The sequence below is a fragment of the Roseburia sp. CLA-AA-H209 genome (genome assembly GCF_020687575.1).
Taxonomy (GTDB): domain Bacteria; phylum Bacillota; class Clostridia; order Lachnospirales; family Lachnospiraceae; genus Roseburia_C; species Roseburia_C amylophila.
On record NZ_JAJEQU010000020.1, the window covers coordinates 13,990 to 26,219 of the forward strand.

At 37.3% G+C, this 12,230-nt stretch carries 12 protein-coding genes and 2 pseudogenes; 13 read left to right on the forward strand and 1 reads right to left on the reverse strand.

Features of this window, described 5'->3' with window-relative positions:
• Nucleotides 1–145: 145 nt before the first annotated feature.
• From LKD41_RS13810 to LKD41_RS13840, 7 genes are all read left to right on the forward strand, one after another.
• Entirely contained in the window at nucleotides 146–859 is a 714-nt protein-coding gene (locus LKD41_RS13810) for a LytR/AlgR family response regulator transcription factor (RefSeq protein WP_227701485.1), read from the forward strand.
• Complete coding sequence (locus LKD41_RS13815) at nucleotides 856–2,226, forward strand: GHKL domain-containing protein (RefSeq protein WP_202194018.1); 1,371 nt, start codon at nucleotides 856–858, stop codon at nucleotides 2,224–2,226. Before LKD41_RS13810 ends, LKD41_RS13815 begins: the two co-directional genes overlap by 4 nt.
• 200 nt (nucleotides 2,227–2,426) lie before the next feature.
• Complete coding sequence (locus LKD41_RS13820) at nucleotides 2,427–3,227, forward strand: FlxA-like family protein (RefSeq protein ID WP_172676012.1); 801 nt, start codon at nucleotides 2,427–2,429, stop codon at nucleotides 3,225–3,227.
• A 21-nt stretch (nucleotides 3,228–3,248) separates the two neighbouring features.
• Nucleotides 3,249–4,004, forward strand: a complete 756-nt coding sequence (locus LKD41_RS13825; protein ID WP_227701487.1) for a hypothetical protein — start codon at nucleotides 3,249–3,251, stop codon at nucleotides 4,002–4,004.
• Between the two features lie 95 nt (nucleotides 4,005–4,099).
• Nucleotides 4,100–4,867 carry a hypothetical protein gene (locus LKD41_RS13830; RefSeq protein ID WP_227701488.1) on the forward strand — a complete coding sequence of 256 codons (768 nt, stop codon included), beginning with the start codon at nucleotides 4,100–4,102 and terminating at the stop codon, nucleotides 4,865–4,867.
• A 75-nt stretch (nucleotides 4,868–4,942) separates the two neighbouring features.
• Nucleotides 4,943–5,980 (forward strand): DUF4885 family protein, encoded by a 1,038-nt coding sequence (locus LKD41_RS13835; protein WP_227701489.1) that lies wholly within the window; start codon nucleotides 4,943–4,945, stop codon nucleotides 5,978–5,980.
• Nucleotides 5,981–6,062: 82 nt separating this feature from the next.
• Nucleotides 6,063–6,683: a DUF6033 family protein gene (locus tag LKD41_RS13840; RefSeq protein ID WP_227701490.1), complete on the forward strand. Its 621-nt coding sequence runs from the start codon at nucleotides 6,063–6,065 to the stop codon at nucleotides 6,681–6,683.
• A 59-nt stretch (nucleotides 6,684–6,742) separates the two neighbouring features.
• Here the strand turns inward: LKD41_RS13840 and LKD41_RS16000 are convergent.
• Nucleotides 6,743–6,832 (reverse strand): annotated as a pseudogene (locus tag LKD41_RS16000) (DUF6061 family protein); the annotation flags it as partial.
• Nucleotides 6,833–7,194: 362 nt separating this feature from the next.
• Here LKD41_RS16000 and LKD41_RS13845 point away from each other — a divergent pair.
• From LKD41_RS13845 to cls, 6 genes and pseudogenes are all read left to right on the forward strand, one after another.
• On the forward strand, nucleotides 7,195–7,632 hold the full coding sequence (locus tag LKD41_RS13845) for a radical SAM mobile pair system MarR family transcriptional regulator (RefSeq protein ID WP_227701491.1): 438 nt from the start codon (nucleotides 7,195–7,197) through the stop codon (nucleotides 7,630–7,632).
• Nucleotides 7,629–8,318 carry a radical SAM mobile pair protein A gene (locus LKD41_RS13850; protein ID WP_227701492.1) on the forward strand — a complete coding sequence of 230 codons (690 nt, stop codon included), beginning with the start codon at nucleotides 7,629–7,631 and terminating at the stop codon, nucleotides 8,316–8,318. Before LKD41_RS13845 ends, LKD41_RS13850 begins: the two co-directional genes overlap by 4 nt.
• Nucleotides 8,306–9,214, forward strand: a complete 909-nt coding sequence (locus LKD41_RS13855) for a radical SAM mobile pair protein B (RefSeq protein WP_117480066.1) — start codon at nucleotides 8,306–8,308, stop codon at nucleotides 9,212–9,214. Before LKD41_RS13850 ends, LKD41_RS13855 begins: the two co-directional genes overlap by 13 nt.
• 50 nt (nucleotides 9,215–9,264) lie before the next feature.
• Nucleotides 9,265–9,751, forward strand: a pseudogene (locus LKD41_RS13860) (linear amide C-N hydrolase); the annotation flags it as partial.
• A gap of 38 nt (nucleotides 9,752–9,789) precedes the next feature.
• Complete coding sequence (locus LKD41_RS13865; protein ID WP_117699024.1) at nucleotides 9,790–10,470, forward strand: GTP pyrophosphokinase; 681 nt, start codon at nucleotides 9,790–9,792, stop codon at nucleotides 10,468–10,470.
• Between the two features lie 35 nt (nucleotides 10,471–10,505).
• A complete protein-coding gene (gene cls, locus LKD41_RS13870; protein ID WP_118173527.1) occupies nucleotides 10,506–12,065 on the forward strand; it encodes a cardiolipin synthase in 1,560 nt (519 codons plus the stop codon).
• Nucleotides 12,066–12,230: the final 165 nt, after the last annotated feature.

Consider the following 12,230-nt stretch of genomic DNA (forward strand, 5'->3'; position numbering starts at 1 on the left):
TTCTATTCATGTTTACAAATTTGTTAACATAAATTGATGACCTTTTCACAACAAAAAAAGGTCAATTCACAACATTCCAGATAGATATTGCATGAACTTATCCGATATAATAGCTATAAATATATGTAAGCAAGGAAGTGACAATATGCGAATTGCTATCTGCGATGATGAAGTATCTATGGTTCAGGTATTGGAAGAAAAAATAAAAAAGTTATTGCCGGATGCGGTTATAGATAAATATTTATCGGGTGATGAACTGATCGCAAGTGGCAGTAAGCCGGATATTCTTTTTCTGGATATTCAGATGCCGGGAATGGATGGGATGGAAACGGCAAAGGTACTTCGTCAGAACAATGAGGATATGATACTCATTTTTGTGACAGCAGCAGAGGAGTATGTTTTTCAGGCATTTGATGTCGGAGCATTTCATTATCTGGTTAAGCCATTTTCCGATGAGAAATTTAAAGAGGTTGTGACAAAGGCAGTCCATAACATAAAAAGGAGTTCCAGACTTGAAAAAGACGAAAAATATATCATGGTACAGACCGCCGGAAGTCATATAAAAATTTTTCTGCGTGATATTGTGTATGCCGAGGTGTATAACCGGAAAGTTATTATCCATACACGAAGTACGGATATTGAATACTATGGTAAATTACAGGAATTAAGTGATATGGCAGGAACAGATTTTTTCCGAACACACAGAGCCTATCTTGTACATTTTAAATATGTAGAAAAATATGATGCAACTTGTGTAATTATGAAAAATGGAACTGCATTGATTGCAAAAAAGAATTATCCGGAGTTTGTGAAGCAATATCTGAAGTATAACCAGAGGAAAGGAAATGAAGTCAGATGAGTTTAGTGGAAAGATGTTGGATGATCACATCGAAGTTTTCTGTTATTGCAATTTTGATTATTACAGGAAACTGTTTTGGTGTTTTTGTATATCCATATATGAAAAAGAAAAGGGAAGCTGCTCTGGTCAGTATTGTTTATATTGGAATTATGTCTGTGCTGTATCTGATACCGCAGCAGATTGGCAATTTTTCTGCATATATGCTGGGAGTTGTGGCTGCATTTCTTGTGATGTATGTACAGGACAGAAGAAACATTTATCAGAAAATATTTCTTGCAGTGACATTTTTTTCTATCCGTTGGCTTGCGGTTGCAATGGCAGGCAGAATGGATGATTTTATCACAAAAGCTCTGGTTTTTGGAAATACGATTGCAGGAAGACAATGGCTGCAATATGTACTTTATGCTGGAACGAGAATTCTGGATATTGTGCTTTGTATCGTTTTCCTTGCAGTTGCAATCGGTCTGATCAATAAAGCATATGTATACAAAAATGATGAAATGAGCGTTAAAGAGCTGGTAATGCTTATCATACCTTCTCTTGTGGGAGTTACAGGGTATGGTATTCTGCAATATTATCTGAATATTTATGAAAAAGATACAGGAAAGAGCCTGACAGATACCTATGGATTTTATGGAACTTTAAGCTTCGTGCATTATTTTATCTCTATCATAGCAATTCTTGTTATGACTACGATGTTTCAAAACTGGAAGGTGGCACAGGAAGAACAGACAGGGCAGGAGCTGGTATTAAATCAGGTCAGTGATATGAAAAAGCATATCGGGGAAGTGGAAAAGCTGTATCAGGATATCCGCAGCCTGCGTCATGACATGGGGAATCATATACAGATGCTGGAACATCTTGTGGCAGAGAATCATATGGATGATGCAGCAGAATATATGGAGCATTTGAAAAAGGAGTGGAATGAAATATCTCCTGAGATAAAAACGGGGAGTCCTGTCATTGATGTGATTCTGATGGAAAAGTTAAGAGAAGCAAAGGAAAAGCAGATTCGTTTTATATCAGATTTTCATTATCCAAAAGATACGAAATTAAATGCATTTGATTTAAGCGTGATCTTAAACAATGCACTGGATAATTGCATGGAAAATGTAAGTGGAGAAAATCCTTATATCAGTATCTCTTCTTTTCGGAAAAACAGTATTTTTATGATAACCATAAAGAACAGATATGAGGGAGAGTTAAATTATAAGGACAGTGATCTGCCGGAAACAACGAAATCCGGGAAGGAGCATGGAATTGGACTGCATAATATCCGGAGGGTTGCAAGGATGTATATGGGAGATATATTTTTAGAGCAGGAGAATCAGGAAGTGGTTCTAAGTATTATGTTACAGGTAGAATAAGGACAAAAAGCACTAAGTAATCTGTGAAACATCAGAATATTTAGTGTTTTTTATTTGCTTCACAACAAAAAAAGGGCGGTTCACAACATCGCTGTTTATTGTAAAGAAAGATATGCCGAAAGAATCAGTAAAGAGAAATCATGTTGTACAGATTTTTAAGGAAACGGATTTCAGAATTTAAGCTCAAGGAGGACAATACGATGAGGATCAATGGATTTAGTGGGACAAATACGCAGACAGGAACAATGGGAATGACACAGGGGAATGATTCTGTAAGTAAAAATATTCAGAATCAGATTGCAAATGCACAGCAGAAGCTACAGGATTTATCATCGAATGAAGAAATGTCATTAGAGGATAAGATGAAAAAGCGTCAGGAGATACAGCAGGAGATTAACAATCTCAATCAGCAGTTAAGACAGCACCAGATCGAGCAGAGAAAGGAACAGCAGAGTAAAAATTCGTCATCTATGGATGATATGGTGGCTGGAACAAGTAGCACTTCTAAAAAGAAAGACACCGGATTGTCACAGGCAAGTATGCAGGCGATGATCTCCGCAGATTCTTCCATGAAACAGGCAAAGGTGCAGGGAAGTATGGCAACACAGATACAGGGACGTGCCAGTGTGCTTGAATCTGAAATCAAACAGGATGCCGGAAAAGGAAATACTGAGAAGAAGGAAGAAGAACTGGCAGAGCTGCAGGCAAAGGCACAGTCTGCGACAGCAGCACAGATGTCTACACTTGCAGATGCAAATAAATCAGTAGAAGAAGCTGCAAAAGCGGAGAACAGCAATACAGAAGACACTGCAACAAAGAACAATACTGATAAATCCGAGAAAACACAGGAATCTGCGGGGGCTGCGGCAGAGGAGACAGACAGCGTAAAGAATACGGATATCAAAGGGGAAACACAGGTGACAGTAGAAACACCGACTCTGGAAAATGCACAGAATGCAACACAGCAGGCAGTGTATACACCGATTGATATTCGTTTATAGTTGGTAAAGGAGAATGGTATTATGTCAGAGATTAAGAGTTTTAGTGATTACACAAGTAAATATAACAGCAATGTAGATTATTCCGCATTATTTGGAGGAACTTCCGACAGTTCATCCGTAGGAAACACCAATATGCTTTCTGATTATGCTGCGATTAAAAACGGAAGCTATGGAAAACTTATGAAAGCATATTATGCAAAGCAGGATGCAGAAAAATTATCGGGTAAAGGCGATACTTTACAGAAGCTTACACTGATGAAAACAAGTGCGGATTCCCTGAAAAAATCAGCAGATGCACTAAACGATGCGTCACTCTGGGAAAAAAAGAAAATAAAAAAGAAGGATGAAAAGACCGGGGAAGAAACAGAGGTAGAGGATTATGACTGGGATGCAATTACCAAAAAAGTGAAATCTTTTATTGATGATTATAATGATGTTGTTAAGGAGGCAGGAGAATCCAATACAAAAGATGTCCTTAGAAATGCTTCATGGATGACAGGCATGACAGACAAAACCAGTCATTTACTTTCTAAAATAGGTATTACCATAGGAAAGGGGAATAAGCTGGAGCTGGATGAAGATGAATTGAAGAAAGCAGATATCAGTTCATTGAAAACGGTTTTTACAGGTTACAATTCCTTTGCAGGCAAAACAGCCCAGAAAGCAGCTGGTATATCAAATGCTGCGAATCGCGCAAGTGCGACTTATACAAACAATGGTACATATTCTAAAACGAATTCTTCTCTAACGTCAAGTAAGATTGATAAGGAAGTATAGGAATATTGTATGAGTGACTAATTTAAGCAAATGTATATCACTAATTAGTAAACATGAAAGTGAATAGGCGATTGCGAAATGTGAAAGGAGCGGATATGAAAATATTTCAAACACCTTCTTACGATAGGTTTTGTTTATTCGAAATGGAAAGAAAGAGTAAAGATTTCAGAGGTATGGATGACAATGTTGCTTATAAAAATAAGCAGATAGACAATGTAGAAATATCGAATGAAGGAAGGCAGGCATTGCGGGAAAAATTAAGAGAAGTAAAGCCAAAAGTTGAGGAACCGATAGGATATGAATTAACAATACAAGATACAAATGAGGTTGAATGGGAACATTATATTTCTATGAGAGAATATAGTGGACTGACGTTAAAAGACGGAAAATACAATCTAGAAGATGTGATGAAGTCTATGATGGATGCTTATGAAACACGTTACAATTATATTGTGAAAGAACATGAGAATGGAGAACGTCAGGTTTCTTATAATCTCACAGGAGAAAATTCATTAACACTAGATGAAGACTTGGCAGGTTTAGACAGGGCATATAATAAGCGATTAGCAAATCTGGCGGGATATATTGTATGTCAGCAGACAAATGACGGTTCTAAATTCTTTCAAACAACTAATGTGAAGAAGAATACAGCAGAACAAAAAGAATATATAGATACTGCGGTATCCATGATGGAGAAAGCACAAAAAAGATTTTTAGAAATGCGTGAAGAACCGAAATACACAGCAGGAATTGCAAAGAGTGTAATTGGGGATATTATGAGTAGCGATAAGAACTTTATGGAAACGACTCAGAGGTTATTTGCTAAAACAATATATCACAATGCTAAAAAAAATATTTTCTAGAGACATGAAAGGTTGTTTAATGTTGTAAGAGAATGTTGGCAGTTGTTATGAGACTTATATAAGGTAGGGGATAGTATGGTTACTGTAAATAATTCTGACTATTATAATAACATTCCAGTAGGCAGGGATTTAAATAATCTGCCAAACACTTCCAGTGCAGGTACAACTGTAGGTTATCAATATGATGGACTTACCGAGGAAGATCGTTTCGTACAAAAAGTTTTGCAGGAGCATTATGATAAAGTGTACAAAGAAAATTTGTCTCATTCTGATCCAATGGCATATATCGAATCAAAATATTGTGATGTGACCTCACCTAATTTTTGCTCATATATGACAGAAGATCAGCGTTCCATAGCTTACCGCAATGAGAAAAGAATGTTACAAACAGGAGGAAAATATTCGGCTGGATTTGCCCGGTATGATTATGCATTAAGAAATTACAAGGATGTATATACAGGAGGTTCAAGAAGTACAGGTTATATACGCAATACTGACAAGGAAAAGCAATATGCAAGAAGTGTTGTAAATCAGCAAATTTCAAATCTGTTTTCAAAAAATGGAATATCATTATCAAAACAAGCAGATTTGACATTTTCTATTGATCCATATACATATCAATTAACTGTGTCAGGAAATGCAGATAGAGACACATTATCGCAGATAGAAAAATTGCTGAATGAAGGAGATAATGCAAAAAATATTTGGACGCATGCGTGGATTTGTATGCATGATTCAGACAATGAAATTGTTAATTCGCAAGCAAATATGAAAAAGGCGAACCAATATTCTTTATGGCATGAAGTCTATGAGACAACAGGGTATGATGCACGCAATGCGACATATAGAAATGGTACTTTTATTGCAGAGGATGGCACAGATTTACTTGCCTTGTTTAAGGAAAAGTCTAAAAATGGCGCAGGGTATGAACTTTATTCTAATAGATGGTTGGAATATGCTAAGAATGGATGGAAAAAAGAAAATGATTTAGTATTGAAAATAGGCTTTGACAGCAGTGGGTTGTATGATATAGGGCAGGAAAGAGGGTATGGAGCAACGCAGAATATGTGGATGAAAGGTATTAGTCAAAGTATATTTGAAGCTAGCGTGTGATCAATATCATATTGATTCTGAGAGAAATCCAACAGGTGGCATAGTTGGAAGGACTCCGAATAATGAAAGGAGATATGTTAATATGGCAGTTACAGGAATAGAAACTTATGCGTCATATACGAATCGTTATGGCGATACACAAAATGCTGGAAACAAAACGGGCAGGACATATAAGAATGCCCATGAATATAAGAACTATTTAACACAAAAATACGATTGCTTGCGAAGCAGGGATTATTCCGTAAATATAAGCAGTTCTCTTTTGTCAGAGGCTATGGGAGATGAAAAGACAAAACAATGGTTGGAGTACAATTTATCGCTAATACCAAAAACAATAGAACAGTCAAGAGCTTATGTGGCAGCAAGAGGAGCAAAGATACTGAGTTATAGTATTACTATAAATGGATATGATAGCATGAGTTCTGTAATGTGTACTCAAGATGAAGTTGATCCGGGAACAGAAAAAGCAAGGAAAGAACTTGAAGAAAGACTCGAGAAAAGGAAATCAGAAAAGAAGGAGACAGAGGAAAGACTGGAAAAACAGCGTGCCGAAAAACAGGAGCAGGAAGAACGGCAATATAATCTGAAAATTGATGGAAAAGATGTAGCTGACCTGACAGGAAAAATGGTGGAATTGCTAGGTACTTCAACTTCTATAGGAGTGACGGAAAGCGGAGTTTCGACATTTGATGTGCTGGCATAGAAACTGATATGAGTATGCCGGGATGTATTGACATGGAAGAAATGATGAGTTTGTCAAGTAAAGCCTGCACAGGTATAAACATCAATGCTGTTTTGATTAGGATTGTATTCTGCAAATATTGTTCTCATCGTATCGAATCTCCTTATCATTCAATCATCAGTAAAAAAATCAGAAGCATTTCAATCAGTTCACCATGTCAGTTTTATTTTGTGTTATATTGTTTTATATAATTTTCTTTCCCTTATCAGAGTTCGTAAACTCGTATGGGAAGATATAACATAAGGGAAAGCCTAAGGGAAAGCTCACCTGCGATAAACTTAGTGTTTTCAAGGGCTTGTAAGGAATTTGATAACATAATATAACAATTATTAAATCCCTTAGAATATGTGAAATCTCAATTCAAGTTTGGAGAATTGAAAAAACGGAATTTACCTATTAAGACATATAAACTGTTGACAATAAGGCTCCTATATAGTATGTTTTTAATAAACTACTATATAGGAGCTTTTGTATGGAAATGAATGGAGGATTTCTTGTCACCAAAATAAAACAGCTTGGAGACCGGATTTTTGAGAAGATTCTCAGTGAAAAGAATATTGATGCGTTTAATGGAGCCCAGGGACGTATTCTTTATGTGCTGTGGCAAGAGGATGGTATCTCAATCAGATCACTCTCGACTAAATGCGGATTAGCGATAACATCTCTTACTACGATGCTGGAAAGAATGGAAAATCAAGGGCTGATAAGCCGTGTTCAGTCTGAAACGGACAAAAGGAAAACACTCCTGTTTCTGACTGAGAAAGCACAAGTCTTAAAGGGTGAGTACGATTCTGTATCTGATGAGATGGGCAGTATTTACTACAAAGATTTTTCAGAGGAAGAAATTACCTGGTTTGAGGAATGCCTCGACCGCATCAGAAAGAATCTTGAGGAGTGGCAGAAGTCATGAGTATTTGTATCAAAGATCAGATTCAGAACATGAATATCGTCATTGGCTGCACAGTGGGGTGTACATATTGCTATGCCCGCAACAACATGAAACGCTGGCATATGATTGATGATTTCGCTGACCCTGAATTCTTTCCGGGTAAGCTCAAGATGATGGAAAAGAAACGTCCGCAGAACTTTCTTCTTACCGGCATGAGCGATCTCTCCGGATGGAAGCCGGAATGGAGAGACGAGGTATTTGCAAAAATCCGTGAAAATCCACAGCATCAGTTCCTGTTCCTTACCAAGCGACCTGATTTGCTGGATTTTGATACCGATCTGGAAAACGTATGGTTTGGCGTTACGGTGACGAGGAAAGCAGAACTGTGGCGTATCGACGCCCTTCGGAAAAATGTCAGAGCAAAACATTACCATGTTACCTTTGAGCCGTTATTCGACGATCCCGGCACAGTTGACCTTTCCGGAATCAATTGGATCGTTGTCGGCACCATGACTGGAGCTCAGAGCAGGAAGATTCACACGGAGCCGGAATGGGCATGGTCTCTGGCGGACCAGGCACATAAGCTCGGCATTCCGGTGTTTATGAAGGAAGACCTTGTCCCTATCATAGGGGATGAAAATATGATTCAGGAAATGCCGGAAGAATTTAATAAAGTGTTAGAGGTACAGAAATCATGGAAGAAGTAATAAATGGAATCCTCATTCGTGAGGTGGAAACAAAGAATATCATGACTAAGTCTAGTCTGCCGGTAGGCGGTTACTCGGTCAATCCCTATGTGGGCTGTACACATGCCTGCAAGTATTGCTATGCTTCTTTTATGAAGCGCTTTACTGGGCACAAGGAGGAATGGGGCACTTTCCTTGATGTGAAGCATTGGCCGGAAATTAAAAATCCGAAGAAATATGCCGGACAGCGGGTGGTCATCGGTTCTGTGACAGATGGCTACAATCCACAGGAGGAGCAATTCGGGAATACCAGAAAACTTCTGGAGCAGCTGATCGGCAGTGACGCAGATATTCTGATCTGCACAAAGTCGGATCTTGTGGTACGGGATATTGATCTGTTGAAGAAGCTTGGACGTGTAACCGTTTCATGGTCGATCAACACACTAGATGAAAATTTCAAGAACGATATGGACTCTGCTTCGAGCATTGAGCGCCGTATCACTGCTATGAAGCAGGTATATGAAGCAGGTATCCGTACAGTCTGTTTCGTATCCCCGGTATTCCCCGGTATCACGGATTTTGAAGCAATCTTTGAGCGGGTAAAGGATCAGTGCGATCTGTTCTGGCTCGAAAATCTCAATCTTCGAGGCGGTTTCAAAAAGACAATTATGGATTATATCGCCGGACAATATCCTGATCTTGTACCACTTTACGACGAGATCTATAACAAGCATAACCGCAGCTACTTTGAAGCACTTGAAGTAAAAGCTGAGAAAATGGCTAAGAAGTATGATTGTGCCTTTGTGGATAATGAAATGCCTTATGGCAGAGTCCCGCAGGGGCATCCGGTGATCGTAGATTATTTCTATCATGAGGAAATCCGTGGGACAGAGAATACCGGAAAAAGAAATCGCTAACTTCAAGTTTGTCTGATTCACGCGCAATTTAATAACAAATTTACATATCAGGAGTGTTTAAGAATAATCCGCCATTTCCACAGCAGATGTTTCAACTAAATAATGATATGTATTTATCTCCTAAACAGCCCAGAAATACTTTTTGCGAAAATTTGGCTCTTGATGTATTTATATATTAGAGGTATGGGAGGATTAGGTCTTCCGAGAGATTTCTCATCTTCCTCACGCTTTGTACGTGTAGCTTTTACAAAGGTAAATGCAATTTCAGGTGAATCAGAGGAAGAAAGCGTTAGCCAATTCTTCCACATTCTCGGATCTGTGGATCAGCAAAGAGGATGTTGCGAAGTAGCGGATGGAAAATATGAAATCACATTGTATACGTCGTGTTGTAATGTTACAAAAGGTATTTATTATTATAATACTTATGAAAACCATCAGATCAGTGCAGTAGATATGCATGTAGAAAATCTGGATAGTGATAAAATGATTTGTTATCCAGTAATTCAAGGAGAACGAATCAACTATCAAAATAAATAATGTTTTGAAATCAGGGATGAGGTAGAAAGGAAAGTTCCATGACAAAAGATGAAGTAAAAAAACTTAGGATGGCCAGTCCGGAATCACTACAGTTTTTAAATAATGCTACAAAATTTTATAATTTAATGATGATGTATCGTTGTGCTATTCGGGAGATACAAACTAAACTTGAGGTTTTGGATGATGAATTTTCAGTTGAGAACAATCGAAATCCTATTTCTTTTATAAAAACAAGAATTAAGAAGCCCAATAGTATTTACGATAAACTGCAGAAGATGGGATATGAATTTACAACAGAAAATATACAGACATATCTCAATGATGTAGCAGGCGTTCGAATAGTTTGTGCGTTTATTGACGATATTTATATGATATCAGATTTGATTACCCAACAGGATGATATTAAAGTTATTGAAATAAAAGATTATATAAAAAATCCAAAATCGAATGGTTATCGAAGCTATCATATGATTGTTGAAATACCAGTATTTTTTGCTAAGGGTAAAACACCTATGCGTGTAGAATTACAGATTCGAACCAATGGTATGGATTTCTGGGCAACATTGGAACATCAACTTCGCTATAAAAAAGGAATTGAAGAAATGCCTGGCTATGATGAGATAAGTGAAGAATTACTTCATTCTGCAAGAGCTATCATTGAAGCAGATAATGAAATGCAGAGAATAAAAGACAAAATTGGTATGTTCCACGAAATTTAGGGAGAAAACTGAGCAAGTAGGAAGGAGGAATATATATGAAACAAGATACTTTAGAGGGCAAAGCAAAAACAAAAAATGGGGTAAAACGGCTGTGTTTTTCCATAATCTGCATTCTTCTGGAAGTGATTTTTATTATTACTATCGTAACACGCTTGAATGAATATGCAGAAATCATAAATTTATTTACAAGGATTTTGAGTGGGATCTTGGTTTTGGGATTGTACGCATCAAATAAGACATCCTCTATGAAAATGCCTTGGGTCATCTTAATTCTAATTTTCCCAGTTATGGGTGTAGGCCTGTATTTGTTGATTGGTTTGAATGGTGGCACACATAAAATGCGTGAGCGATATGCAGAAATTGATAGCAAATTGTTACCAATGCTTCCGGACAGTCAGGAGTGTTTGAGCAGAATAAAAGAAACAATTCCGAAAGCAGGAAATATAGCAAGTTACATACAAAGAAATTCGCAGTATCCAATCTATCAGAATACGGATATTGTGTATTTTGATGAAGCAGTGAAAGGATTAGAGGCACAGCTTAAGGATTTGGAGAAAGCACAGAAGTTTATCTTTATGGAATATCATGCGATAGAAGACGCTGAAGCATGGCATAAGATTCAAGATGTTCTGGAAGAGCGAGTAAAAGCAGGTGTGGAAGTTAGAGTATTCTACGATGATATGGGTTCTATAGGCTTTATTAACACAGATTTTGTGAAAAAGATGGAGGCAATAGGAATTCATTGCCGTGTATTCAATCCGTTTATGCCAGGTTTAAATCTGTTTTTGAACAATCGTGATCATAGAAAAATAACAGTTATTGATGGAAAAGTCGGATTTACAGGTGGATATAATCTAGCAAACGAATATTTTAATTACACACACCCGTATGGACAGTGGAAAGATACAGGTATTCGTTTAGAAGGAGATGCTGTTCAGTCGCTTACGGTGACATTTTTGGAAATGTGGAATGCAGTAAGTGATAAGGATGCTAATGATTCTGATTTTAGTAAATACCTTTTCCAATATGATTATGCGGCACAGCAAACTGGGTTTGTTCAACCTTATGCAGACAGCCCTATGGATAATGAGCAAGTAGGAGAAGAAGTTTATATCAGTATGATAAATAAAGCTGAAAAATATTGTTGGTTTATGACTCCATATCTAATCATAACAGATGAAATGACGCATGCGTTATGTCTGGCTGCTAAGCGAGGGGTAGACGTAAGAATTATCACACCTGGTATCCCTGATAAAAAATTCATTTATAATATAACTCGTTCTTTTTATCATGGATTAGTTAAACATGGTGTTCGTGTTTATGAGTGGACTCCTGGTTTCTGTCATGCAAAAATGAGTGTGGCAGATGACTGTATGGCAACTTGTGGAACAATTAATCTGGATTATCGAAGTTTATATCACCATTTTGAAAACGGCTGTTTTATGGTAGATTGTCAGGCAGTTGTGGAAATAAAAAATGATCTGATAAGAACGATGGGAGAATGTCGTGATGTGACAGACCAATATCAAACCGGACGAAGTGCATATTTGCGACTGGGACAATTATTTATGAGATTATTTGCTGGATTGCTATAAGAATCTGATGAAACGACCTTTCAAAAAACAGTTGATTTAGAAGTTAACTGTTTTTGAAAGGCCGTTTTTGCTATATCTAACAGTCTGTTGTACAAAGAAAATTTTGCATGGATGAAAAAAACAAACCTTGTTGAGGTTAAATTGAGATTGACTTTGTATTGTATA

Bases quoted from the DNA above. Each gene is read 5' to 3' on its own strand.
- LKD41_RS13810 (WP_227701485.1), top strand. From the start codon at position 146: ATGCGAATTGCTATCTGCGATGATGAAGTATCTATGGTTCAGGTATTG.
- LKD41_RS13815 (WP_202194018.1), top strand. From the start codon at position 856: ATGAGTTTAGTGGAAAGATGTTGGATGATCACATCGAAGTTTTCTGTT.
- LKD41_RS13820 (WP_172676012.1), top strand. From the start codon at position 2,427: ATGAGGATCAATGGATTTAGTGGGACAAATACGCAGACAGGAACAATG.
- LKD41_RS13825 (WP_227701487.1), top strand. From the start codon at position 3,249: ATGTCAGAGATTAAGAGTTTTAGTGATTACACAAGTAAATATAACAGC.
- LKD41_RS13830 (WP_227701488.1), top strand. From the start codon at position 4,100: ATGAAAATATTTCAAACACCTTCTTACGATAGGTTTTGTTTATTCGAA.
- LKD41_RS13835 (WP_227701489.1), top strand. From the start codon at position 4,943: ATGGTTACTGTAAATAATTCTGACTATTATAATAACATTCCAGTAGGC.
- LKD41_RS13840 (WP_227701490.1), top strand. From the start codon at position 6,063: ATGGCAGTTACAGGAATAGAAACTTATGCGTCATATACGAATCGTTAT.
- LKD41_RS13845 (WP_227701491.1), top strand. From the start codon at position 7,195: ATGGAAATGAATGGAGGATTTCTTGTCACCAAAATAAAACAGCTTGGA.
- LKD41_RS13850 (WP_227701492.1), top strand. From the start codon at position 7,629: ATGAGTATTTGTATCAAAGATCAGATTCAGAACATGAATATCGTCATT.
- LKD41_RS13855 (WP_117480066.1), top strand. From the start codon at position 8,306: ATGGAAGAAGTAATAAATGGAATCCTCATTCGTGAGGTGGAAACAAAG.
- LKD41_RS13865 (WP_117699024.1), top strand. From the start codon at position 9,790: ATGACAAAAGATGAAGTAAAAAAACTTAGGATGGCCAGTCCGGAATCA.
- cls (WP_118173527.1), top strand. From the start codon at position 10,506: ATGAAACAAGATACTTTAGAGGGCAAAGCAAAAACAAAAAATGGGGTA.